The following is a 24246-nucleotide window of genomic DNA, read 5'->3' on the forward strand; positions in this document are numbered from 1 at the left end:
GATGGCCGGTCAATAGGAGTGTGTCATGTCTGATGTACGTCATTCGCGAGTGATTATTCTCGGCTCCGGCCCTGCCGGTTACAGCGCTGCAGTCTATGCCGCGCGCGCCAACCTCAAGCCGTTGCTGATCACCGGGATGCAGGCGGGTGGTCAGTTGACCACCACCACCGAAGTCGACAACTGGCCGGGCGATCCCCATGGCCTGACCGGCCCGGCGTTGATGGAGCGTATGCGTGAACACGCCGAGCGTTTCGAGACCGAGATCGTTTTCGATCACATCAATGCAGTGGATCTGGCCGGCAAGCCGTTCAGCCTGAAGGGCGACAATGCCACTTATACCTGCGACGCGCTGATCATCGCCACCGGCGCCAGCGCCCGTTATCTGGGTCTGCCGTCCGAAGAAGCGTTCATGGGCAAGGGTGTGTCGGCCTGCGCGACTTGTGACGGTTTCTTCTATCGCAACAAGCCGGTCGCTGTGGTCGGCGGCGGCAACACGGCCGTCGAGGAAGCCCTGTATCTGGCCAACATCGCCAGCAAGGTCACCCTGGTTCACCGTCGCGATACCTTCCGCGCCGAGAAGATCCTCATCGACAAGCTGCATGCACGCGTTGCCGAGGGCAAGATCGAGCTCAAACTCAACGCCACCCTGGACGAAGTCCTGGGCGACAACATGGGCGTTACCGGTGCGCGCTTGAAGAACAACGACGGCAGCTATGCTGAAGTGACCGTCGACGGCGTGTTCATCGCCATCGGCCACACGCCGAATACCAGCCTGTTTGACGGTCAGTTGGCGTTGAAAGACGGCTACATGGTCGTTCAAGGCGGTCGCGAAGGTAATGCGACAGCCACCAGCGTTGACGGCGTTTTCGCTGCCGGCGACGTGGCGGATCACGTCTACCGTCAGGCGATCACGTCGGCTGGCGCAGGCTGCATGGCTGCACTGGACGTCGAGCGCTATCTGGATGGCCTGGCGAACGTTTCGTTCTGACCTGATCTCCAGCTGAAAAAAACCGGCTCATTGAGCCGGTTTTTTTATATCTGGCAAACGCGCCTTATCGCCGAAAAACCTGCGGTCATGCCTTGGGCTTGAGCGGCTCGGCCGAGAACTTCACGCCGGCCAGTCCGTTGGCAATCAGCGCCCGAATGTTGCCGTGGTCGGAGCCTTCCGGTGTATCGAGCACAGAACGGTAGTGCTCGCCAAAAGCCAGCAGCGCTTCTTCATTGCTCAGGCCTTCCAGCAGCGCCAGGCCGAGGGTCTTGCACGAGCCTTCGTTCTGGCCAGCGGCGTTTTCCATCGGGCCATTGCTGAACGCCTGAGGCTGATAATCGTAATGCGCGGCGATGAAGGCCAGCGTGTCGGCGAACAAGTGATGGCCGCTCGCGATGCTGGCACGCAGGGCGTTCAGGTCAGTCATGCTTCGGTTCCTTGGCGAACGCGGCTTGCTGCTCGGCGCTGGCTTCTTTCTGGTACGTGGATTTCCACTCGCTGTACGGCATGCCGTAAACCACTTCGCGGGCGTCATCCAGGGTGATGTCGATCTGCTTCTCGTCGGCCTCGGCCTTGTACCACTTGGACAGACAGTTGCGACAGAAACCGGCGAGGTTCATCAGGTCGATGTTCTGCACGTCCTTGCGGCTGTCCAGGTGCGCAACCAGACGGCGGAAAGCGGCGGCTTCAAGTTCAAGACGTTGTTGCTCGGTCATGGTGTGCTCTGTCGGAAGTAAAGATGGGCGGATGATAAGAGTGGCAGTCAGGCCGGGCAAGCGCGCACCCGCAAAGGCGAGCGCAGGAATCAGCGCGCTGCCGCCAAGGTGATCGACACCGATTCGGCAAACCGCAGCGCGTGGGGCTTATCCACTTCGACCTCGGCGTATTGCACTTCTTCATGGGTCATCACCAGGTCGAGCACTTCCTGGGTCAGGCGCTCAAGCAGGGCGAAGCGATTGCTTTCGACGTGCTGGATGATGGCCTTGGTGATGGTCCGGTAGTTCAACGCGTGATCAATGTCGTTGTCGCGCACCGCTTCCTGGGCCGCGTACAGGATCGTCAGGTTGATCAGCACGTCCTGCTTGTTGAGGATTTCGGCTTCGTTGATGCCGATAAAGGTACGCAGGCACAAGTCTTTGACCCTGATGCGTGCGGTGCCGGGTTCGAGTCTTGCCATGGACTACTTGCTCCGTCCGATCAATTGCAGAAATTCCATGCGGGTCGTGGTCGACTCGCGGAAGGCGCCGAGCATCACCGAGGTGTTCATGGTCGAGTTCTGCTTTTCAACGCCGCGCATCATCATGCACATGTGCTGAGCCTCGATCACCACGGCGACGCCTGCCGCCTTGGTCACGTCCCGAATCGCATCGGCGATCTGCCGCGTCAGGTTTTCCTGAATCTGCAGGCGTCGCGCGTACATATCGACGATGCGCGCGATTTTCGACAGGCCGAGGACTTTCCCGGTGGGGATATACGCCACGTGGGCCTTGCCAATGAAGGGCAGCAGGTGATGCTCGCACAGCGAATACAGCTCGATGTCTTTGACGATCACCATCTCGTCGCTTGCGGAGGCAAACAGCGCGCCGTTGACGATCTCTTCCAGCGTCTGCTCGTAGCCGTGACACAGGTATTGCATCGCCTTGGCGGCGCGCTTGGGCGTATCCAGCAGGCCTTCGCGTTCAGGATCTTCACCCAGGCCGACGAGGATTTCACGGTAATGCTGTGGCAGTGACAGGGTCATCAATGGTTCCTCGGGGCGGCTTACTTGACGTGCCGTCCGCCGTTTACGGTCAGAGTGGTGCCGGTGACGTAGGGGTTATCCAGCAGATAGCGCACGCTCTGGTAAATGACCTCGGCGCCGGGCTCGATCCCCAAAGCCGATTTTTCCAGGGTGCGCGCGCGGTATGCCGCATCGTCGTCGGGTTGAAACATCAGCATGGCCGGGGCGATGCCGTTGACCTTGATATGGGGCGCATAACGGGCTGCGAAGGAAAGGGTCAGGTTTTCCAGGCCTGCCTTGCTGGCGCTGTAAGCGATGTGCTTGCTGCTGCCCTTGCGCGTGACGTCGTCGCTGATGTGAATAATGTCGGCCGTCTCCGAGCGCCGCAACAACTCAGCGCAGTGCAGGTTGATGAGGTAGGGCGCCAGCATGTGAACACTGAACATCTGCACGAACACATCCGCCTCATTCCCCGGTGTCTCGGCCAGCCAGTCGGACGCGTTGTGCACGATGGCCCTGAGACTGTCCGTCTGCTCTTTGAGTCGGTCGATGAAATCCAGGACGTTCGTCTCGGACGAAAAATCAGCCTGAAGCACCACGGCGCCGAGCGCCCTTAAATGCTCCACGCCCGGCCGCTCGCTGCGGTAGGTGACGATCACAGGCTGGCCTTCCGCCAACAGACGTTCGGCGCAATACAGACCGACGCGCTGGCTGGCGCCAGTGATCAAGACAGGGGCAGGGGAGCAGGCCATGGTCGTCACGCATTCATCAACGGGGAGGGAGGTCGGGCGAATCGGTGCTGAATGGCGAACAGTGGATGCTCGCGTGCACCATCGAAAACGACCGTGGAGCAAAGTTACCCCAACGGTCGGTTCTTGTACAACTACAGAAAGCTGTACATGTTTTTGAGGCGGTCCTGCGCCGTGGATTGTATGGCCGGCATTCGCCGCAGCTGCCGTGAGAACGCTTGTCGCCGAAGGCTAGTGAGGAGACGCCGGCTCGGTTCCGTTGACCTGAGCTGGGGTATTGCTGTGCAACCACCCCGCCAGCAGATGGGTCGACAGCGGGATAAACCAGAACACCATCAATGGCGTAAGGATCAAGGTGCTGATCATGATGCGCGGAAACAAGTCCAGCTGACTGAGCAGCGGGCCCAGCGCGAAGTTGAAGATCAGCGACACCGGGAAGAACGCCAGCCAGATGGCAACGGCTTGCTTCCAGCGCGGCGGGCGCTGACCGACAGCGCCAAACCAGCCTTCGATGCCGCTCACCCGGTGCACTGAATTCTTGGCAAACAGGCCACTGCCGCGCACCAGCCAGGAGCGTCGGGAGGCAGAATGCTCCCAGGCGTGCATGGTGGCTTGGTCGGCGAAGCGGAAAATAATCTGGAATTCGTCATCCCCGGGCGGCGGAGCGAGCACGCCTGACCCGAGATAGCCGGGAAAGTCTGTAGCGAGTTGTTCGCCTTCATGCAGCCAGGCAATCAGCTCCTGATAGCGGCCATGGGCGACGCGACGGGCAACCATCAGCGTGACGGGTGAGGTAGACATTGTGTATCTCCGATAAACACGTGAGGTTCCCGGGTAGGGAAATCACATGACGTGGCGCCGGGGTGGTGGCGATGCGTCAGCTTCACTGGAAGAAGCAAGCAAGGATTATTCCTGAATCTTGCGATAAAGCCAGAGGTGTTTGTCGGACGGAAGAGGGTGCTGCGAAGGATCGCCTGATCAGGCAATCCTAGAGATGCATGGAGGGGTGAATCTTGCGGTGTTCCTGAAGGATGTACTGACGCAGGCGTTCAGTGTCTTCTTTACTGTTCTGACTCAACCGATATGCCGCAAGACCATGATGATTCAGGCGTTCGAAGGTGCCACGCAAGGCGATTGGCTCATAACCCTGGGGCGTGAACCACGCGGCGAATGACTTCGGCGGCTTGGTCTGCTTGCGCATCTCCAGCAGGATGCCCTTGAACGAGATTTCATGAACCCAGAGTGCGGTGAGCGAGCCCTTTGCGGTCTCCAGCGGCATCGGCTCAGGCAGCATCAGGCGCCATGGACGAATACGTGGGCCTTCCTCGAAGATGCTCGGCGCACCCAGCTCCAGATGCAGCGCATGAAATTCGTCTTCCACCAGATGCAGCGGGAAGGTCATTTGCTGATTATCGAACTGGGCCTGAATCGTGACTTGCTCATGGGCCGCCAGGCGAGTCAGCAGATCCTGAATCTGCACGCCGCCATTCACCACCAGACTGCTGGATTTGTCGCCCAGATTCAGCGTGGGGTTGTGCTGCATCTTCTGGATGAACTCCAGTTCATCCGGCGTGAGGATATTGTCGCGCTGCATGATCAAGCTCGATTAACCGGTTATTGGAAGAGCAGACCGATGGTTCGCCCTTTGGTTGTGACCGTTCGTCAGTTGCGGCATGTTACCCCTTCAGGATTTCATTCTCCAGCCGAGCTTGCGCCCGTTCGGCATTAAACTCGACCCCTTGTGCCGAGGATATGACCGTTTCACCGTTTCGGCCACAGCACTGATCTGAAAGTAGTACAGAGAATAGAGATCGGACAGGAGATTTCGAGCAGGGTTGAAAGTCATTTGCATCAATGCCTCGCTCATCACCTGGCATGCCGTTTGGCAGCGCGATGTGGTAGGGAGTCCAAGACATCGCGCCGAGCTGAGGCATAATGCCGCACGATTTTACCCGTCACAGGATTAACCCATGAAAGTCGCCGTTATTGCGGGCTCGGTGTATGGCTCGGCTGAAGAGGTCGCCCGCCACGCCCAACAGATCATCAAGGATGCAGGGCACGAGGTGCTGTTCAATCCGCGCACCAGCCTTGCCGATTTGCAGGCCTTTGCACCCCAAGCCCTGCTGGCAGTGAGCTCGACCACCGGGATGGGCGAGCTGCCGGATAATATTCAGCCGCTCTACCACCAAATCCGCGACGCGCTGCCTGCTGCATGGCGCGGGTTGCCCGGCGGCGTGATCGCCTTGGGCGATGCGAGTTACGGCGATACATTTTGTGCGGGCGGCGAGTTGATGCGCGAGCTCTTCGGCGAACTGGGGATCCGTGAGGTGCAGGAGATGCTGCGTCTGGACGCCAGCGAGACCGTCACGCCGGAAAGCGATGCCGAGCCCTGGCTGGCAGCGTTCATCGGGCAACTGAATAGCTGAGTGGCGTGCGCTTGACGACCCCGTCCCGGCCGAGACATGCCCATGCCATCCCCCAGCGTTATTGATCACTATTCAGCGTGTCCCGTGTTGATTGTGACCCGACTCCGAGTCGTTGACACTCGATGACCATTACGCCCGCATCTGCTTCCGCTGACCCCTGATGAGTCCGGGGCTTTGTATGCAGAGCGGCTTCATCATTGGGGAGAGCAACATGAGCGAGTCCGTACGTTTCGAAGACAAAGTGGTGATCGTCACCGGAGCGGGCGGCGGACTGGGGCGAGCTCACGCATTGTTGTTCGCGCAACACGGCGCGCGGGTGATCGTTAACGACCTTGGCGGCTCCGCCCATGGCGAAGGCGCCAATGCCTCGGCGGCGGATCGGGTGGTTGCGGAAATTCGTGAAGCAGGCGGCGAGGCGGTTGCCAATCATGATTCGGTCACCGACGGCGACAAGATCGTCCAGAATGCTCTCGATGCCTTCGGCCGCGTAGACGTCGTGGTCAACAACGCTGGCATTCTGCGCGACAAAAGCTTCGCCAAAATGGAAGACGCCGACTGGGATCTGGTTTACCGCGTGCATGTCGAAGGCGCCTACAAAGTCACCCACGCCGCCTGGCCCCATTTGCGGGACCAGAACTACGGCCGCATCATCTTCACCTCGTCCACTTCCGGCATCTACGGCAACTTCGGTCAGGCCAACTACGGCATGGCCAAGCTCGGCCTGTACGGTTTGACGCGCACGCTCGCGGTTGAAGGGCGCAAAAACAACATCCTCGTCAACGCCATCGCCCCGACCGGCGGCACCCGCATGACCGAAGGCCTGATCCCGGCCAGCGTGTTCGAGCTGCTCAAACCCGAATTGGTAAGCCCTCTGGTGGTGTACCTGGGCAGTGAGCAGTGCCAGGAAAGTGCCGGCCTGTATGAAGTGGGTGGCGGCTGGATCGGCAAAGTCCGCTGGGAACGCAGTCTGGGCGCCGGCTTCGACCCACACGCAGGCTTTTCACCGGAGGACGTCGCGGCGCAGTGGCAGACCATCAGTGACTTCAGCGATGCGGTGCATCCGGCTGACAACGTCGAAGCGCTCAAGGAAATGATGGCCAATTTGCAGAAATTTGCCTGATCGTTGTTGGATCTATAAGCGGCCAGTTCGGGCGATCGAACGGGCCGTTTTTGTAGGAGGCTTATTTGCAGCGATGTAGGAACGGTCTCTGAATCAGGCAATGATTCCGTCTTCGCTTTTTCAGCCTCAACCCCACCAGAGCTCGCCCGACACTCCTGAGGATCAACCGATTTTCAGGAGGTTTTATGATTGGCAATTTGAGCAAGGTGCAAGAGCGGCTCAGGGTATACAGCGCTGTCCCGGATAAGCAGTTCAATGCGAGGTCCGGGCTTAATCCTCAGGAGGAAGCGGTAAAGCAGAAGGTACGTCAGTATTGGGCGGACAAGAGCATCCCTGATGTTAAAAAGCTGGAGGGCTTGAACATCAATCTGGCTGGATTTGATCCGCGTAAGACCAGTAACAGGCAACTGATGGAAATCGGCGTTTTACTGGCCGAGCAGGGAATTATTGATGGAGACCTTATTGGCTCTATGTCTAGCATCAATGTCGAGTTTGATGCGCTGGGAAACGAGATCAATATGGACAAGGAGGTCAATGCGTATGAGTTCTTCACCCAGCAATTCGATCGACTGCAGGACTCTATCAAGCAAGGCAATGAAATGGCGAAAGGCGCCGTGGTGGATCTGAACGCCGCTGTTTCTGTGCTGATGGCACTGGAGGAACATGCTAAGCGTCCTCGCGAGCGTTCATTGGTGAATATTCGTGCCTGAAGGATGTAGGTGCGGCCTGGGGCACAGCCAGTGTGTCCCAGGCCTTCAGCTGTTACATGGGGACGACGTAGCTTCCGGAGTAGCTGGTTGACTTAGGACTTTGTCGGTTATCTATCACCAGCCGGAATGTGCCAGCACCGAACAAGCCTGATGGGTCGTACATCGGTCTAGTTATCGAAGACCAACTGCCACCTTGAAGCTGTTGGACGAACACAGGAACTTGTCCTGAAGCGCCTGTCACATTGAAGTGATGGGAAGTCGTCCCGCAGGTCACTGTGTACGGCCCATAGATCACCCGTTCCTCATTTGGGTTAACGGTGCCGGCCGGAATAGCGCCTGAAATCTTGGTGCAGAAATTCATCGTGCTTGCAGCAGGTTGCGCTGCAGTTACACCAGCAAGCGACACCAGGCTTGCCACCAGAATCAGTGAAGTCATTTTTTTCTTGAACATGTTAGAGCTCCATTAGCCATTTATTGTTGGGTATCGTCGCGCGGTCTGCACCTCGCCGATGACTAATGTTTAAACAGAACGTTGTGTAGGAATGTCGCTAGAAATGCTGTGGGATTTTTCTGAGCTTTGTTTTTGAGAGGGAAGGATGGACCCGCGCTGGCGTAAGGGTTCTGAGAAATCGTCACTTGAACGCAAAGCAAAAAAAAACCGCTGCAATCGCAGCGGCAAAATGAGACGTCGAATTCAGGAGCTTCAAAACACAACGTCGGTGACGCGGGGCGAGCACATCCAGTCCGTGCAAAAACAGCGTTCCTGCGAAGGCCTTGGGGGCTGTGCTCAGATGGCGCGAAGGTTAAGGGGTTTACTGTTACTGAAACAGTTGGCTTTTTGACAAGCAGTGTTACAGCCACAGTAACAGTAGGAGTGCGCGGCGGATTATCAGCGAATGACGCTTTTTCCTGCATAGCTCGTCGGCGCAGGGTGCCGCGTGGCATCAATAGTTATTCCATCGGTCAGCGATACAGCACTTTAAATAACAGCTCTTTTGGGCTGCTCACGTATTTCACACTTTGGCTGGATGCCTTGGTGGCGCGGGCAGTCATCCTGGAGCTGTAACGATGACTGATTCTATTTTTAACCACTATCCCCGCCCGAAACCGGGTTCGCTGGTCGATCACGCAAATAACGAGGCCGAACTGTCAGCGCTGATCGTTTCGCAACTGCGCCACGCTCCCACTTTGCGCGAGACTGCCAGGCAGGTGCTGGCCGAGCAACTTGGCGAAGTCACGCCGTTTCCTAACCCTGACGCGCTGTTCATTCACAGGCAGTATGCCGGGGGAGCCGATCCTGCCCCGCTGTGTCTGACCGATACCCTGCTACACGCCCTCATGGGAGACAGGGTTTACCTTGATGACCCACAGGCCGTCCTCTCTATGCGAAAAGACTCCGCCCATGTCGCTTATACGTTGCCTGGGTTTCCACTTGGCGCGTTCAGGACAATGTGCGCAGACCTGATCAACAAGATGCCCGGTTATTTGAAGTTCAGTCTCAATGCGTATTGGGAAGTGGACGAACCGATGTTCAAAACCATTCCCGGTGAAAGTGCTGTCACCGGGACACGTGAGGAAGTCTTCGGGACGCTGCAGTCCTGGGTTTTCGGTCACGCCATTCGGTTAGCCGTAGGCAGAGGTGAGCTGAATACTCAAGACGAAACCCGTCTGCTGCGCGTTGTCGGGGACGCCGATGCCAAAGGTCGTTATGCCGTGTCGTTGCGCACTTCGCAGGGCGGGCTGCTGCCCCTTGCAGGGGTTTACGCTGCGGCTGTAAACGATGTCGATGTCATCCCGCTGACTGAGGATGACAGCCCTATGGGCGTCTACCTGTTTAGCCCGGCGGGTGGAGTGGAGAAGTTCGCCACACTCACAGCGATGAGCGCGGCGCTGACGCAACGTCTGGAGCAGAATGCCACTGAGTATCGGCTGGCAGGGTGCCTGTCCCTCCAAGACCAGAGTTCGCTGGACAGCAACCCGGCAGGCGCGCTGCAAGCGGAGTATTCGCTGCTCAAAGAAAAGCCCGCGAGCCATTTGATCAGTCGCTTGCGTGAAAAACAGCTGAGTGACCTCAACCACCTGCTCGCTCACGCACCGTCGATGGATGCCGAGCCCGCGGCACGGCTGCGCATGTTCGATGACGCCACCCGCCTTGACGATCTGGAGGAGGCGCTGAATGTCCGCTACCTCGACCTGCTGGCGTTTATCCAGGAGCGACGTCTCCCCGACTGGATCAGGTTCGCGGCCCCTGAAGACCGTCTTCGCTACGACACCCTCGCCGCCGAGCAGGCACGGTGTGAAGGGCTTATGCAGGCACAGATGGCGGGAACCGAGTCTCCCGAGATCTATGCTCGCAACGAGATCGCTGATTACTTGATGAAGCATCTGGGCTTTACCGTCGATCCGTCGCGAGTGACGATTAATCTGCCAGACGAAATGCCGTTCGCCACCGGGCCCCTCAACGCGGTGTACACCCATACATTGCTGGGATTTGCCCTCGAGGGGCTGCCGGAGCTGGACGCGCGACTGAGCCCCGGTGTCGAGGTTGATCCCGCGTATTCACACCCGCGACTGGACTTCGACTTCATCTGCCGTTTGCTGAAAGACCTTGATCTGAAACAACGCTTCGAAAGCGAGCTGGAGCACCGTTATCGCGAGCAGGCCACCCTGGACGCCATGGCAGCACTACGTGCCAGCACCATCGCCTTGAGTGCGTGGGCGGCGAAACTCCAGGGTCATCTTTCCGATCGCGGTCTTGCGTTGATCGAGCGAGCGCAGTCGAACTTCGGCAGCAACCGGGCATTGAGTGTCGGAGCCCTGTACTTGAAGGGCGGCGACCGCAGACTGGAAGATGCGGTGGTCATCCGGGAGACCAACGGCGATGACGCGTTTTATGTGCTGTACGCCCCGGGGCATCCGAGTGGGCGCGATGTGTTCGACTTCGACAACTGGCGCAAGTTGTCGTTTGAAGTCGGCGGCTGGACGGCCTGCGCCCGAGGTGCCCAGTACTTGCTGGATCAGACCGTGGTCAATGCGGATCAGCACGTCGTGCCTTACATTGAAAGCCTTCGGCTGAAGCCTTCAGCCTGGAATGTGGACAGTGTTCAGTTCGTCACCGTCGACGCTTCCTCTTTCACTGGGGCGTTGTCGAGCTTGAGTCACTACAAGATCGAGCAGATGTTGACGCGTAATCGGATCGTGTCCAGTGCGCGTGCGCGGTACATCACCCGGCAGGATCGGATGGCGGCGGTGGTGCTGGAACAGCGGATCTCGGCATTGCAAAAAGCCTATGACGGTTTCGGCGTCATTCCATGGCGCGCCGCTGCTCGTCAGGAGTGCGAGCGCTTGATCGACAAGCATCTGAAGGCTTCGGGCGTACCGGGACGCATCGACCCGGACACCGTGTTTTTTGACCTGGAAGGCAGCACGGGCAATGGGGAACCGGATTTTGGACGGTATACAACGCTGCGGTGCCTGACCGACCTGTTCATGGTGGGTTACTCGGAAGAAGACTACGCCTTCGGCCCCGACGCTGCGGTGTACTCCTCCATTGGTCAGGATGTGTCCGCGCTTTCAGGGGCGTTCGTGGATCAGATGATCCGTGGGTCCAATTACGCAGATGAATACATCACCGACTTGCGCCGGCATACCCAAGGGCTGACCAACTCCCCGCCACCCAGGGTTCGCGGACTGTTCGCGCGCAAGACACATTATGAGCTGCGCCGTGACGCGCTGACCGAATACATGGCAGGCCGTCTCACTCCCGATCACTACATGTGGCTTGTCAGAATGGCCTCAAGCCTGGACAGCAGCATCGTCGGAAACACTGCCCAAACGCCCGGGACTCTCCATCTCCTGATGATGGAGCACAAAACCTTTGCCGGTATTTACGTCTTCAAACCGGACCAGGACAATGCTCGGCTGGGGGCATGGGTCTACACGCCCGGGGCGCCGGACGGCCATCTGTTCCGTCAGGAAGAGGACGTCGTGCGCTCCGTCGCGCGGCCAGGCATGACTCGTTATTACTATGATCGGGTGCCTTACAGAGCACAGCGCATCATTGGCACGCTCATGCAAAAGCTTGAGATGTCACCGGTGATAGATGGCAAGCCTTACACGGTCAGCCATTCAACTCCGATCAGAAGCCTGGAAGGGTTGCACGGTATCGCCGTGCAGCACTTGATCGTTGATATTGATGCCCAAACCGAGAGCGTCGCCGAACGGCGCCTGCTCAACACGTATACCTTCATACGTAAATACGGCGGCTATCTGGCTGACCTTCATCCCATGACCAAACTGGTGTGGACGGCCGTTCATGCTTCAGTGGATTTGTATCGCGGCGTCCAGGCCTATCAGGATGGCGATCGAGAGCGCGCGCGCGGGTTTTTCGCCAAAGCGGCCTTCGGTGCCTTCAAGGCGGGCAGGCAGGTACGATCGATGCGCAAGGCCGAGAAGTTGAAACAGCTGGAAAAGGCGAAAAACAGCACCGGCTCGCTGGCTCGTTCCTGATTTTCAGTGCAGCGCGCCCATGCCGGGCAGCTGAACCAGACGCTGAGTGAGCCGCATCCGTTGAACCGGGTCATCACTCAACATCAATGCATGCTCCAGGTCGAACCGTTCGGCCTGCGGGCATTCCAGATGCTGATACAGGCTGGCACGGGCGAGATAATCGCTGGTGTTGGCCTGGCCCAGTTCCATCACGCGGGTCGCGTCCTTGAGTGCGGCGATCAAGTCGTCGTTTAGCTGATGCAGGTACCGCAGGTTTCGCGACAGTCGCTGCACCATCGCCGCGGGCGTCGCGGTTTTCATGTGCTCAGCCCGCAGCGGCATGTCTGCGCCGAACTGGCGTAGCAACAATTCCCGGCAATCCTTCGGGTAAAGCCTGCGCCCGCCGCAAGGGTCTAGCGTATGGTCGGCGCCGGGCACACGCAGCAGAAAATGCCCCGGGAAATTCACGCCCTCAAGGGGGATCTCCAGACGCCTGGCGAGCTCCAGCGCAATCAGCGCCAGCCCCAGAGGTTGGCCGCGACGACGTTCGAGTATCTTGTGAATCAAGGCAGCCTGCGGTTTGGGCTGAGCAGCATCGTCCTGCTGAAATCCCAGCGTCGCCAGTTGCCGCAGCAATGGCTGGGCAAGCTCTGTGGCCGGCAATAAAGGAAGCGCGGCGCTGACGCTGCGTTCCAGAGCGGTGAGCTGGTCGCGGATGATCTGGAAATCAACCTGGCCTTCATGCTCTGAGGCGATCCACGAAGCGGCTTCAAACGTGGACGGCGGGGTCCGTTCAAGACAGGCAATGCATTGCTGGCGCGGATTCATCGACTTCTCCGGCAGGATAAGACGGCTGAGAAGAATTGTACTGATGGCTCAGTTTTAGCCTTGGCCGTTGCCTTCGTCCAGCGTTGATTCATCGCACGCGTTGAACGGCAGTCCGTCGTCCGGATCCGCCCGCACCGGCCTTCTTTTTTTCAACCAGCGCCTATACTCGGCAGTACGGAAAAGGGAGCAGTGCCCATGTTCGCTCTCATGCAAAGCTCACGCGTGCAATCACTGCACATGATGGTTGAACCGCGCACCGGCCTGAAGGCGGTGATTGCGATCCACAGCAGCCAGAAAGGTCCGGCGATGGGAGGGTGTCGCTACCTGTCCTATCCAAACGAAGAAAGTGCCATTGAGGACGCCATTCAGCTGGCGAGGAACATGAGCTACAAAGCTGTGCTCGCCGGGTTGTCACTGGGCGGTGGAACGGCAGTGATCATGCGTCCGGCCCACGTCCCTGATCGGGCTGCCTTGTTCGAGGCGTTCGGACGATTCGTGCAGACCCTCGACGGCCGTTACGTCACGGCCATGGACAGCGGCACCTCGCGAGAGGACATGGACTGCATTGCCCAATCCACCCAGCACGTCACCAGCACCACGGCGGTCGGCGACCCGTCAGCACACACCGCGCTGGGCTTGTACGCGGGGATTCGCACGACTGCAATGGCAAGACTGGGCAGCGAAAACCTGGAAGGTCTGCGCGTGGCGATTCAGGGGTTGGGGCATGTGGGTTACGCGCTCGCAGAACAGCTGCATGCGGCAGGCGCCGAGTTGTTGGTGGCGGACCTGGACAGCGGCAAGGTTCAGCTCGCCATGGAGGAACTGGGCGCCAAGCCGATTGCCATCGAAGCGCTGCTCAGCACCCCTTGCGACATCCTTGCACCGTGCGGGCTGGGCGGCGTGCTCAACAGCCACAGTGTGACCAAGTTGCGCTGCGCCGCAGTCGCGGGTGGTGCCAATAATCAACTGAGCTGCGCCGCAATTGCCGACCAACTGGAAGCGCGAGGCATTCTGTATGCCCCGGATTACGTGATCAATTCCGGCGGCCTGATCTATGTCGCGCTGCATCATCAGGGGCAAAGCCCGGGCACCATCACCTCGCATCTGTCTCTGATCGGCACGCGGCTGACCGAGGTGTTTGCCCATGCGCAAGCTGAAAAGCGCTCACCCGCACGGGTGGCGGATGAGTTGGCAGAGCGGTTGCTGGACATGGAGTGAGTCGCTTGCGTGGTAAACCTGCATTCAGCGTGCTGAACCCGAATTCGCAGGCCTGATTACTCTGCCTTTTCCGCCGCAGGTGCCAGTTCGTTGAGTGCCAGGGCATTGCTCTTGAATGCGGCAGCGAAGACGGCGCGATTTTTCGCCATGAAAATGCTGGCATCTTCTGCGTGTTTTTCGGAGAGGCCTGCGACGTTCTTCATCAATACATCGGTGAGCAGTTCTGCCAGTTCCAGCATCTGATCATGGGCATCGGCGAGTTTGCGGTCCACGAACGTAGTCTCCAAATCACGGGTACTGCGGTAAAGGGTTTCAACAGCCATTGTTGGCCTCGTCGTCATTTCCAGAGGTGTAAGGGATCAGCCCGGGCGCTCAACGCTTCGGCCGACGGATGATGCAAAGACAGCGTGCTCCGTCTTTTTACTGTGTATTTATACAGTGCGCAGCATAGGCGAATCGCCTTGGCTTGGGTAGGGGGTGCGCGCTCACTTTTTTGCCAGGCGCGGCCTTGCGACATCTGGTCACGTTCTCAACCTTAGCCGATGGCCCTATTAATGCTTGCCTACAGCCAGGCCGCGCATGAGTAAAGTGTCATGCGCGCGGAGCATCATCCCTGCCCGGTCACTCAAGGAACTACATCGTGAACATCAACGCGGCCATAGCCCTGCGTCGACAGATCCACTGCTGCGCTGAACCGCAGCGCTCGTTATGAACACTTTTGTTTTGGTCAGGGGAGGTGAGGGATGGCGGGTGTGAGATGGGCAGATCGAATGCGGGCGAAGCTTCATGGCGGCGCCAACAGCCTGGGCAACTTGGCCGTGGAAGCGTTTCATTATCTGGCGCTGTTCGGCATTGGCGCGGTGACCGCCTACGCCGCGATCAAGGCTTTCATCGGCATGCTCGGGCAAGAATACATCGCGGTGGACGATATTCTGCTGTTGTTCATCTACCTCGAACTGGGCGCGATGGTCGGGATTTATTTCAAGACCAACCACATGCCCCTGCGCTTCTTGCTCTATATCGGCGTGACCGCTTTGATTCGCTTGCTAATCAGTGACGTGTCGCACCACAAGGCGCCGGATCTGGGGATTATCTACGTCTGCGGCGGCGTGCTGTTGCTGGCGTTCTCGATTCTGGTCGTGAGGTATTCCTCGTCGAGGTATCCTTCGGTGCAGGAGAAAGTGGATTAGTGATGAGGCGAGTCCTTATCGTTAAGGGCTCATTCCACGCTTGTCTGACTAATGCTTGGCGTTTGGCGTGCATGCGGTTAGTACCCAGCGCCGAGAAGCAGCGGTACGTCTTCGGAGAGTTAATATCGTCCAGGGTTAATAGAGCAAGACTCTTTTATTTTCTGACCTGATTCATGATTTCTTCTATCATTTTGAGCATGTCACGACCTTCGATGAGTTCAACATAAAAGTTGCTGTAGGCCCCAGAGAGATCGCGATATTTCCGGAGATTTGATTCATCCATTAAGCGACCGCCTGGTATATCCCGTGCCTCAACCTGAGTAGTGATCTCACCACGCTCAGCGGCGGATATCAAATGCTCCATTTGTCCGTACAAGGCCAGTGCCGCTGGCTCTTTTTCTTTATACAGTTCCAGTTGTTTCCGCAGTTCTATGGCGGCTTGTCTTAACGCTTGAATATCCATAATCAGTCCTTATTGCCGATTTCGCTTTGCTGCAGACTTTAGCTGACCACCGTCATCTGCCTGGTCGCAATTGTCGTGATATTGCCCAAATGCTGAGGTTGGTGCGGCTCTGCTTAGGAAAGCCTCAGCGCGCCTTGGAGACCATTGCTTGCAACCAATGAACTGCTTTCGATGACCTATCCACCAGCAAATCCATAAAAAATGCCCCGTCTCAGCGGGGCATTTTTGCGTGGGGCAGGCCGTCAGTTTACCCAGACGCCCACATGGTAATGCCAGCCATCGCCCCGGCTTTCCCAGTACGGATGTTGATAGCGATAGCCCGGCCGTACCGCTTCCCAGTGGCCATGCTCGGCGACGTAGCGGTTGCCGTTCCAGCGCCAGTAGCCACGTGACCAGACATAGCCCGGGCGAGGGCCGGGTTCTTCTTCGATGACGCGCACGGGCGGCGCTTGCGGGGCGACGACTTCAACGTATTCGGCGCGGGGCGCGGGTCGATCAACCACCCTTCGCTCGTGCACCACTCTTTCTTCCACGCAGCCGGTCGCCAGGGCCAGCGCGCCAATCAGCGCTATGTATCGTAGAGACATATCGTCACCTCAGACTTGTCCAGACTCTGCTGCTCGCCGTTTTTTGTAACGGGCAGCCGGCTTGCTACAGGTTTGTTGTAACAGGTGCTTTCTGTCTGGGGGCTGAATCGGCGGGACTTACAGGGGAGTGGGCGATCATCGGCGGGTGGCAGGGCGCATCGAGAGTGATGCCCCGAAGAGGCTGCGCTGGAGAGGCGATAGATATCACCTCACTCCATACGCATCAAACAATCAGATACCGGCAGTCAGCTGCGGACGGCTGAGGAAGCGGGTTCGTGTGGGCGGCGGCGAGAGTTGCTTGAGGTCGCCGTCGGTCATGGCCGCCAGAATCTTGATGGCGCTATGGCCTTGTTCGATGGCAATGCCGAACTGGATGCTTTCGATCAAGCGACGCAGACGCTTGGGCGAGTTGCGTTGTTCGGCGCTCAGCAGGCGTTTGGCGACCACACCTGACTCATTCGACAGCGTCAGCATGATGGTCCCGTCGAGGCCCTGAATACTCAAGTTGACCCGGTAGTCGGGATGGAAGGCGTCGGTGATCAGTTGAAAAGGGTTATCCATGGCCTGTTACCTGTTAACGATCTGCATAAGTTGACTGGGGGTGAATCCCTTTAGTTCTTGAAGCCGATCAACGGTTAATGATTCCTGCCCTGGCCGCGCTCGCTGAAGTCGCGGTGATATCCATAAGTGGTCCGTTGAAACGTCGTCCCATTGAGCGAGTCACTGCGCGCGGAGCCAATAAGCTCGCGGCGTGCAGGTGAGGTGTAAGCTCGACGATACAAAGCTTGCAGGGTTTGGGCCACAAGGGACGAAAGGTGCGAATGCTCCCGGCAGGCGGACCGCAAGGCCCTGAATCGAGAAGCAGGTCACTGTTTCAGCGGTCCATCTTGTAGTGGCCAACGGCTTGGTCAATTCCCGGCCAGCACCATTAGCGCGCCTGATGCCTTCTTTGTGTGCGTAGCGTTGGAAGCGAACTTTCGCAGGTTTATCGCAGCGCTCCATTCGGGCTCTCGGCAATTAATAAACGCGCAAAAAAAGGGGCGGGCCCGTTTCCAGGCCCGCCCCTCATTCAGCAGTTCAGTGTCTCAAGGCTGCTGCATCAGCCGTGCAATGCTTCATCCTTCTCGAGAAATTCTTCTTCGAGCAACGCATCAGCACTGACGGGCTCGTCATCCGGATCGCTTTCAATCACAGGCGCCGCGCCGCGTTTGTTGCCGCGCAGTTTTCCGAAAAGGTGTTCCAGGGCGTGGTCCAGTTTGACCGCTGCGCCATCCACTGCCTGATCGATCGAATCGGCTTTGTGGGTCACGGAAATAGGTTGGTGTCCTTTTGGCCGGGCTTCCATCTGGCAACGGATGTCATGCGGGCCGGGCTTGTCGCCGTTTTCGTCGTTGATGTGGACTTCAACGCGGGTCAGATCCTCTTCGTATCGTTCGAGCGTAGTTTCAACCGTGGTTCGTACCCACTCCTCCAGACGGACGCTGTTTTCGATGTGGTTATCGCTGTTGACCTGGATTTGCATAGTTCTTCCCTTACTTTGGCTTGCTCGGGAGAGTCTGGACGAGGTGTTTTTCGTCTGCCCTCATTCACAGTGTTGGCGCCGATCCACGAACAATTCAACCCCTTGGAACCGAGAATATATTTCGCGAATGCGGGAACTCGACCGGCAAGTCCATTTTTGCTGGGCCGCGCCTTTTCAGGGTCAGCGCTCAGGCGCAACAGATTTGTTGCGAGATTCGTCGGACATCTTTTGCGCATGAGAATATTTATCATTAATATCGCGCCTCGCATCCTCTCCCTACCTCGTGCCTGAATCATGATCGATCCGCCTCCGTCCTCGAACTCAACGTGTCAGGACCTCGACCACGAGGCCCCGAAGGCTGCACGCGCGCGGTTTCTGGAGGTGTTTCTTTCCCAGCGCCCGCAAATGGAGGCGCTGGTCAGCCGAAGAGTGGGCTGCCGGGCGACGGCGGCGGACCTGGTGCAGGACCTGTTTCTCAGGTTCTGGCGGCGTCCGCTGGTGCAGGTCGAGGAGCTCAACACGTACCTGCTGCGCTGCGCCGGCAATATCGCCATTGACCATCTGCGCAATGAAAGCACTCGCGCCCGGCTCAGTGACGAGCTGCTGCCAGATGCCCATCGGCCCGAGACTGACGAACCCCAGGCGGCGCTGGAGGCGAGCAACGATCTGCGCCACATCGAAACGGCGCTGCGCGGATTGCCGGAGAAAACCCGGCAGATCTTCCTGCTCAACCGTATCCACGGGCGCAAGTACGCCGAAATCGCCAAGGCCATGGGCCTTTCGCAGAGTGCCGTGGAGAAACACATGATGCGCGCCCTGCAGGCCTGCAAGGCGAGCGTCAATCAGGATGTCGCTCGGGTGCCGCTGGTTGGCAAATCCGGAGGCGCACGTCGATGAACGCCTTTCCTCATCCGAATGACGATCCTCACACCACGGCCCTGAGCTGGCTCAGTGTGTTGCACAACCAACCGACGGTCGCCGATCAGGCGCGTTTCAGCCGCTGGCTGCACGCCAGTCCGGACCATGCCGAGGCCTACGCCCAGGCTCAGGTGCTGTGGGAACTCAGCGAAGAGCCTGCCGCCACACTGGCCGGCGAAGACGCCATCGCGCTCGATGCCTTGCTGCGAAAAATAGACGCGCCCACGCCGCGAAGGCTGCCGCGCTGGTCAGCAGCGCTTGCGATGGCGGCGTGTCTGGTGCTGATGGTGAGCGTCGGGCTGGGCTGGAATCCGCAGCGCTGGGCAGATGATCTGGGCGCCGATTATGTGTCGGCACCGGGGCAGGTCCGGAGCGTGACGCTGGCCGACGGGTCGCAGGTCACGATGGACGCCGACAGCGCGATCGCCGTGCATTTCGACGCGGGCGAGCGGCACGTCGAGTTGCGCCGTGGCGCCGCATTCTTCCAAGTCACCCACACCGGCAAGCCTTTCGTGGTCGAGGGCGGAAGCGGGGAAACCCGGGTGCTGGGCACGCAGTTCGAGGTGCGCCTGCAGCCTGCCGGTGCGCAAGTCACCGTACTTTCCGGGCGCGTTGGGGTGAAGGCGGCCGCCGATGCGCCGCAGCAGGTCCTGACGGCCGGTCAGCGCGTGAGTTATGACCGCGAGCGCACAGGTGATACGCAGCCTGTCGACAGCGAAAGCCAGCTGGCCTGGCGTCAGGGCTGGCTCAACTACGCCCGCACACCGCTGGCTGATGTCATCAGCGACCTGAACCGGTATTACCCGGGGCGAATCATTTTGCTCAACGATCAACTGGCTGCGAAGACCGTCAGCGGCAGCTTCTCCAGTCGCGATCCGCAGGCCGTGCTGGCGGCGTTGAAATCCGTCGTTGGTTTTGAGCAGTACGAAGCGCTCGGGCGGGTCATTGTGATTCGTTGATCGCAAGCGAGTTGTTGAGGTGTATCGCATTCAAACGGGGTTGATCGATGTGACAAGGTGGTGTGGCGTTTCGGTGGTGGCGGTCTGGAGCGCGTGCGTCCAGGCAGCCATGCCGGCCTATGACTTTTCGATCCCAGCCAAACCGCTGCCCCAGGCGCTCAGGGATTTCAGTCGGGTAACAGGGCAGGGCGTGATTTACACCCAAGATGCGCCCTACACAATAGATGCCCCGGCGTTGATGGGCTCGTTCAGTGCGGAACAGGCATTAGGCGTGCTGTTGAGCACGTCCGGCCTCACGTTCCGCCGTGCCACCGACGACACCTTTACCCTGCAATCCCGGCCCGCTGAAGGTGCGATTACCCTCGGCGCGACGCAGGTCGATTCCACTCGCAGTGCCGTTTACCGCTATCAGCCGCCTGCTGTGACATCAGTGATGCGCAGCGCAACCCCGCCGCTGGAAAACCCGCAGGCGGTCAGCGTTGTGCCGGCGCAGGTGCTGAGCGATCAGGCGCCGCGCAACCTCGACGATGCGCTGGCCAACGTGAGTGGCGTGACCCAGGGCAACACCCTCGGCAGCACCCAGGACACGCTGATGAAGCGCGGTTTTGGTGACAATCGCGACGGTTCGATCATGCGCGACGGCATGCCGGTGGTGCAGGGCCGCAACCTGAATGCCACCGCCGAACGCGTCGAAGTCCTCAAGGGGCCGGCGTCGCTGTTGTATGGCATTCAGGACCCTGGCGGGGTGATCAATGTGGTCAGCAAGCGTCCGCAGTTGCAGTCGGCTAACGCGCTGACGGCGCGGGGTTCAAGCTACGGCGCAGGCAAAAACGGCAGCAGCGGCACACTTGATAGCACCGGCGCCATTGACGGTGCTGAAGGGGCATCGACCGGGCTGGCTTATCGCTTGATCGTCGACCACGAGGACGAAGATTACTGGCGCAATTACGGGGTGCACCGGGAATCGTTGGTGGCGCCGTCCCTTGCCTGGTATGGCGATGACACCGAAGTGCTGGCGTCCTACGAGCACCGGGAATTTCTCTCGCCGTTTGATCGCGGCACGGCAATCGACCCGCGCACCAATCGTCCGTTGAACATCCCCGCGACCCGCCGTCTGGACGAGCCCTTCAACAACATGGAAGGGCGCTCGGACCTGTATCGATTCGAGGTCGACCACACCTTCGACGAGACCTGGAAGGGCCACCTCGGTTACAGCTACAACCGCGAGACCTACGACGCCAGCCAAGTGCGGGTGACCGCCGTCGACCCGGCAACCGGCACGCTGACCCGCTCCATCGACGGGACCGGCAACGCCCTGAGCACCGATCGCTTCACCACCCTGACCCTGAACGGCGATACCTCGCTGGCGGGCTTGCGGCATGAACTGCTGATCGGCGTCGACGACGAATACCGCAAAGTCGCGCGAGGTGAACTGATCCGCCAGAAAAGCCAAAGCACGTTCAGCTATGTGAATCCGGTGTATGGCCTGGAAGCGGAGGGTACTCAGGTCAGTGCGGCGGACAGCCATCAGCTCGACATCCTGCGCAGCGACTCGGTATTTGTTCAGGATTCCGTACACCTCACCGACCGCTGGATTTTCGTCGCGGGCGCGCGCTATCAAGTGTTCGATCAGCAGGCAGGCAAAGGCTCGCCGTTCACGCGCAATACCGATTTAAACGGGCAGAAATGGATTCCTCGAGCAGGCCTTGTTTACCGCTACAGCGATGAACTGTCGGTGTATGGGAGTTACACCGAGGCGTTCAAGCCCAATTCCAGCATCGCCACGCTGGCGGGCGGCACCGTGCTGGATTCGGCGACGCTGCCCGAAGAATCGAAAGCGTGGGAGCTGGGCGCCAAGTGGGATGATTCCGATGGCATCAGTGCGACGCTGGCGCTGTTCGACATCCGAAAGCGCAACGTGCTGGTGGCGAATTTCGACTCGCTGACGGCGAACACGGTCTACACCACGGCGGGTCAAGTACGCTCGCGCGGAGTGGAACTGGACGTAAGCGGGCAGCTGTCAGAACGCTGGAGCCTGATTGGCGGTTATGCCTTCACTGATGCCTGGGTGGTTGAAGACCCGACATTTAAGGGCAATCGCCTGCAGAACGTGCCCCGGCACAGCGGCTCGGTCTCGGCGGTGTACGACTTCGGCGCCGTGCTGGGTGCCAGCCGGCTGCGGGCGGGAGCAGGGGCCCATTACGTCGGCGAACGCGCGGGGAATCCGGATAATGATTTTGATCTGCCCGGCTACACCGTCGCCGATGCCTTCGTGACTTACGAAACCCGTCTGGACGGGCAGAAAGTGAAGTTTCAGCTGAACGTGAAGAACCTGTTCGATCGCACTTATTACAGCTCGGCGGTCAGCCGTTATTTCGTGTCGCTGGGGGATTCGCGGCAGGTGGTGATGGCGACGACGCTGGAGTTTTAACGCGACTGAAACGCAACCCGGTACTCGCCCGCCGTCGCGCCCACCGACTGTTTGAACCGGTTACTGAAGTGGCTGGCACTCGCGAAGCCGCATTCCAGCGCGATCTCGCCAAACGGCTTGCGCGTCGAGCGCAGCAGTTCCCGGGCGCGGTTGAGGCGCCGGGCGAGCAGGTATTGATGGGGCGGCAGGCCGAAGCTTTCGCGAAACATCCGCGCGAAGTGGTAATCCGACAGCGCGCACATGCCTGCCAATTGCCCGAGGCTTAACGGCTCGGCCAGGTTCAGCTCGATGAACTCCACCAACTGACGGCGCAAGTGCGGGGCCAATCCGCCCTTCAAGCGTAACCCTTCGCGCAGCCCGACCTGGCGCAGGACCATGTGATCGAGCAGCTCATGGGCCAGGCTGCTGGTGAGCATACGGTCGCCGGGCTCGCTCCAGTCCATGCGGATCAGACGATGAAAGCGCTCGGCCTGCAACGGATCGTCCAGAAACGTGTGCTCCTGCAACGCCAACTGGCGCGGCTCGCGATCCAGCAGCGTGACGCAATTGAGGGCGAACTGTTCGGGGCTGATATACAAATGCGCCAGGCGGATTTCACCGTTCACCACCCAGGAAGACTGATGGCCGGCGGGCAGCGTGCAGATCTTGTCCGGGGCGCCTTTTTGGTCCGGCTGATCGCGGCGGAACGTCCCGGTGCCGCCGTCGATGTAACACGACAACGTGTGGTGCGTCGGCGCGTGGTAGGTCTGAGCGTCATGACGGTTGTTCCACAACGCCGCCATTAGCCCGTCACCCAGGGGCGCGCACTTTTCCAACTGCGCGTGGGGCGAGTTGTTCAGGGATTGAAAGACTTGGATGGTTTCAAGTGACGACATGGGGACTCCTCTACGCCTCGCATCCTACTCCGAGCATTGCCCCCTGCCAGCGGAGTGACGATCAAATGCGCAAGTTTCTGCAAGTGAGCACAGACCCCGGCCGCCAGACTGAGGCTTCACTGGGGAGCCCGACATGAACATCACGTTGTATCTGCTGACCGTTTTGATCTGGGGCACGACCTGGATCGCCTTGAAACTGCAACTGGGCGAAGTCGCCATCCCGGTGTCGATCGTCTACCGCTTTGGCCTCGCGGCACTGATCATCTTCGCCCTGTTGCTGGTGACCGGGAAACTGCAGAAGGTCAATCGTCGCGGGCAGCTCATCTGCCTGGCGCAAGGGCTGTGCCTGTTTTGCGTCAACTTCATGTGCTTTTACACCGCCAGCCAGTGGATCCCGACCGGTCTGGTGGCAGTGATGTTTTCCACCGCGACACTGTGGAACGCGCTCAACGCCCGGATCTTTTTCAAACAGAAGATCGCACGCAACGTGGTGATGGGCGGCACCTTGGGGCTGATCGGTCTGGCGTGCCTGTTCTGGCCGGAGTTGGCCGGGCACAGCGCCAGTCGCGAGACCTTGATCGGCCTGGCGCTGACCCTGCTCGGCACGCTGAGTTTCTCGGCGGGAAACATGCTTTCCAGCCTGCAACAGAAGGCGGGGCTGCGTCCGCTGACCACCAACGCCTACGGCATGCTGTATGGCGCGACGATGCTGTGCGTGTATTGCGTGCTCAGCGGCACGCCGTTCGCGTTTGAGTGGAACGCGCGGTACATCGGCTCGTTGCTGTATTTGGTAATCCCGGGTTCGGTGATTGGCTTTACCGCCTACCTCACCCTGGTCGGCCGCATGGGCCCTGAGCGCGCGGCGTACTGCACCGTGCTGTTTCCGGTGGTGGCGCTGAATGTGTCAGCGTTTGCCGAAGGCTACCAATGGACCGCCCCCGCGTTGATGGGACTGGTGTTGGTGATGGCCGGGAACGTGCTGGTGTTCAGGAAGCCGAAGGTGATTGTGCCGGTGGGTGCGAAACTGGCGTGAGAGGCTGGCTGGCGCGGAGCG

26 protein-coding genes are annotated in these 24246 nt (G+C 59.3%); 11 read left to right on the forward strand and 15 right to left on the reverse strand.

Features of this window, described 5'->3' with window-relative positions:
- Nucleotides 1-25: 25 nt before the first annotated feature.
- Nucleotides 26-988 carry a thioredoxin-disulfide reductase gene (gene trxB / locus OKW98_RS05945; RefSeq protein ID WP_074884087.1) on the forward strand — a complete coding sequence of 321 codons (963 nt, stop codon included), beginning with the start codon at nt 26-28 and terminating at the stop codon, nt 986-988.
- 85 nt (nt 989-1073) lie between these two features.
- Here trxB and OKW98_RS05950 read toward each other — a convergent pair whose 3' ends face one another.
- The 7 genes from OKW98_RS05950 to OKW98_RS05980 form a co-directional block, all read right to left on the reverse strand.
- Nucleotides 1074-1415, reverse strand: a complete 342-nt coding sequence (locus OKW98_RS05950) for a HopJ type III effector protein (protein WP_108120652.1) — start codon at nt 1413-1415, stop codon at nt 1074-1076.
- Nucleotides 1408-1704, reverse strand: coding sequence for a DUF1244 domain-containing protein (locus tag OKW98_RS05955; protein WP_074884095.1), 297 nt, complete (start codon nt 1702-1704; stop codon nt 1408-1410). The genes OKW98_RS05950 and OKW98_RS05955 overlap by 8 nt, the downstream gene beginning before the upstream one ends.
- Before the next feature lie 89 nt (nt 1705-1793).
- Entirely contained in the window at nt 1794-2165 is a 372-nt protein-coding gene (gene folX / locus OKW98_RS05960) for a dihydroneopterin triphosphate 2'-epimerase (protein ID WP_122535279.1), read from the reverse strand.
- A 3-nt stretch (nt 2166-2168) separates the two neighbouring features.
- Entirely contained in the window at nt 2169-2729 is a 561-nt protein-coding gene (gene folE / locus OKW98_RS05965) for a GTP cyclohydrolase I FolE (protein ID WP_265388346.1), read from the reverse strand.
- A gap of 20 nt (nt 2730-2749) precedes the next feature.
- The gene (gene folM, locus OKW98_RS05970; protein ID WP_265388347.1) at nt 2750-3460 is read right to left on the reverse strand and encodes a dihydromonapterin reductase; all 711 of its coding nucleotides are present in this window, start codon (nt 3458-3460) and stop codon (nt 2750-2752) included.
- A gap of 228 nt (nt 3461-3688) precedes the next feature.
- Nucleotides 3689-4258 (reverse strand): antibiotic biosynthesis monooxygenase, encoded by a 570-nt coding sequence (locus OKW98_RS05975; protein WP_265388348.1) that lies wholly within the window; start codon nt 4256-4258, stop codon nt 3689-3691.
- A gap of 187 nt (nt 4259-4445) precedes the next feature.
- Nucleotides 4446-5051 carry a hypothetical protein gene (locus OKW98_RS05980; protein WP_265388349.1) on the reverse strand — a complete coding sequence of 202 codons (606 nt, stop codon included), beginning with the start codon at nt 5049-5051 and terminating at the stop codon, nt 4446-4448.
- A 376-nt stretch (nt 5052-5427) separates the two neighbouring features.
- On the opposite strand from OKW98_RS05980, the gene OKW98_RS05985 reads away from it, so the two are divergent.
- The 3 genes from OKW98_RS05985 (at nt 5428) to OKW98_RS05995 (ending at nt 7713) form a co-directional block, all read left to right on the forward strand.
- Nucleotides 5428-5883: a flavodoxin gene (locus tag OKW98_RS05985; RefSeq protein WP_265388350.1), complete on the forward strand. Its 456-nt coding sequence runs from the start codon at nt 5428-5430 to the stop codon at nt 5881-5883.
- A 211-nt stretch (nt 5884-6094) separates the two neighbouring features.
- The gene (locus OKW98_RS05990) at nt 6095-7003 is read left to right on the forward strand and encodes an SDR family oxidoreductase (RefSeq protein WP_265388351.1); all 909 of its coding nucleotides are present in this window, start codon (nt 6095-6097) and stop codon (nt 7001-7003) included.
- 185 nt (nt 7004-7188) lie between these two features.
- The gene (locus tag OKW98_RS05995; protein ID WP_265388352.1) at nt 7189-7713 is read left to right on the forward strand and encodes a hypothetical protein; all 525 of its coding nucleotides are present in this window, start codon (nt 7189-7191) and stop codon (nt 7711-7713) included.
- 52 nt (nt 7714-7765) lie between these two features.
- Here the strand turns inward: OKW98_RS05995 and OKW98_RS06000 are convergent, their stop codons facing one another.
- Nucleotides 7766-8164: a hypothetical protein gene (locus OKW98_RS06000; protein ID WP_265388353.1), complete on the reverse strand. Its 399-nt coding sequence runs from the start codon at nt 8162-8164 to the stop codon at nt 7766-7768.
- Nucleotides 8165-8781: 617 nt separating this feature from the next.
- On the opposite strand from OKW98_RS06000, the gene OKW98_RS06005 reads away from it, so the two are divergent.
- The gene (locus OKW98_RS06005) at nt 8782-12222 is read left to right on the forward strand and encodes a dermonecrotic toxin domain-containing protein (protein WP_265388354.1); all 3441 of its coding nucleotides are present in this window, start codon (nt 8782-8784) and stop codon (nt 12220-12222) included.
- Between the two features lie 3 nt (nt 12223-12225).
- On the opposite strand, the gene OKW98_RS06010 is transcribed toward OKW98_RS06005, so the two are convergent.
- On the reverse strand, nt 12226-13029 hold the full coding sequence (locus tag OKW98_RS06010) for a SirB1 family protein (protein ID WP_265388355.1): 804 nt from the start codon (nt 13027-13029) through the stop codon (nt 12226-12228).
- 195 nt (nt 13030-13224) lie between these two features.
- On the opposite strand from OKW98_RS06010, the gene OKW98_RS06015 reads away from it, so the two are divergent.
- Nucleotides 13225-14247 carry a Glu/Leu/Phe/Val dehydrogenase family protein gene (locus tag OKW98_RS06015; protein WP_265388356.1) on the forward strand — a complete coding sequence of 341 codons (1023 nt, stop codon included), beginning with the start codon at nt 13225-13227 and terminating at the stop codon, nt 14245-14247.
- 56 nt (nt 14248-14303) lie between these two features.
- On the opposite strand, the gene OKW98_RS06020 is transcribed toward OKW98_RS06015, so the two are convergent.
- Entirely contained in the window at nt 14304-14570 is a 267-nt protein-coding gene (locus tag OKW98_RS06020) for a YebG family protein (RefSeq protein WP_265388357.1), read from the reverse strand.
- 447 nt (nt 14571-15017) lie between these two features.
- On the opposite strand from OKW98_RS06020, the gene OKW98_RS06025 reads away from it, so the two are divergent.
- Nucleotides 15018-15437, forward strand: coding sequence for a phosphate-starvation-inducible protein PsiE (locus OKW98_RS06025; protein WP_416148085.1), 420 nt, complete (start codon nt 15018-15020; stop codon nt 15435-15437).
- Between the two features lie 154 nt (nt 15438-15591).
- Here OKW98_RS06025 and OKW98_RS06030 read toward each other — a convergent pair whose 3' ends face one another.
- The 4 genes from OKW98_RS06030 to OKW98_RS06045 form a co-directional block, all read right to left on the reverse strand.
- Nucleotides 15592-15900 (reverse strand): hypothetical protein, encoded by a 309-nt coding sequence (locus OKW98_RS06030; protein ID WP_265388358.1) that lies wholly within the window; start codon nt 15898-15900, stop codon nt 15592-15594.
- 242 nt (nt 15901-16142) lie between these two features.
- The gene (locus tag OKW98_RS06035) at nt 16143-16487 is read right to left on the reverse strand and encodes a hypothetical protein (protein WP_265388359.1); all 345 of its coding nucleotides are present in this window, start codon (nt 16485-16487) and stop codon (nt 16143-16145) included.
- A 231-nt stretch (nt 16488-16718) separates the two neighbouring features.
- The gene (locus OKW98_RS06040) at nt 16719-17048 is read right to left on the reverse strand and encodes a DUF3509 domain-containing protein (RefSeq protein ID WP_265388360.1); all 330 of its coding nucleotides are present in this window, start codon (nt 17046-17048) and stop codon (nt 16719-16721) included.
- A 538-nt stretch (nt 17049-17586) separates the two neighbouring features.
- Complete coding sequence (locus OKW98_RS06045) at nt 17587-18009, reverse strand: HPF/RaiA family ribosome-associated protein (protein ID WP_265388361.1); 423 nt, start codon at nt 18007-18009, stop codon at nt 17587-17589.
- Between the two features lie 294 nt (nt 18010-18303).
- Here OKW98_RS06045 and OKW98_RS06050 point away from each other — a divergent pair, with 294 nt between their 5' ends.
- From OKW98_RS06050 to OKW98_RS06060, 3 genes are all read left to right on the forward strand, one after another.
- On the forward strand, nt 18304-18906 hold the full coding sequence (locus OKW98_RS06050; protein ID WP_265388362.1) for an RNA polymerase sigma factor: 603 nt from the start codon (nt 18304-18306) through the stop codon (nt 18904-18906).
- Nucleotides 18903-19886, forward strand: coding sequence for a FecR family protein (locus OKW98_RS06055; RefSeq protein ID WP_265388363.1), 984 nt, complete (start codon nt 18903-18905; stop codon nt 19884-19886). The genes OKW98_RS06050 and OKW98_RS06055 overlap by 4 nt, the downstream gene beginning before the upstream one ends.
- Before the next feature lie 109 nt (nt 19887-19995).
- A complete protein-coding gene (locus tag OKW98_RS06060; RefSeq protein ID WP_265389659.1) occupies nt 19996-22317 on the forward strand; it encodes a TonB-dependent siderophore receptor in 2322 nt (773 codons plus the stop codon).
- Here OKW98_RS06060 and OKW98_RS06065 read toward each other — a convergent pair.
- Nucleotides 22314-23192: a helix-turn-helix domain-containing protein gene (locus OKW98_RS06065; protein WP_265388364.1), complete on the reverse strand. Its 879-nt coding sequence runs from the start codon at nt 23190-23192 to the stop codon at nt 22314-22316. The two genes, OKW98_RS06060 and OKW98_RS06065, sit on opposite strands and share 4 nt — an antisense overlap.
- Nucleotides 23193-23325: 133 nt before the next feature.
- Here OKW98_RS06065 and OKW98_RS06070 point away from each other — a divergent pair, with 133 nt between their 5' ends.
- The gene (locus OKW98_RS06070; protein ID WP_265388365.1) at nt 23326-24225 is read left to right on the forward strand and encodes a DMT family transporter; all 900 of its coding nucleotides are present in this window, start codon (nt 23326-23328) and stop codon (nt 24223-24225) included.
- Nucleotides 24226-24246: the final 21 nt, after the last annotated feature.

The sequence above is a fragment of the Pseudomonas sp. KU26590 genome (genome assembly GCF_026153515.1).
GTDB lineage: Bacteria > Pseudomonadota > Gammaproteobacteria > Pseudomonadales > Pseudomonadaceae > Aquipseudomonas.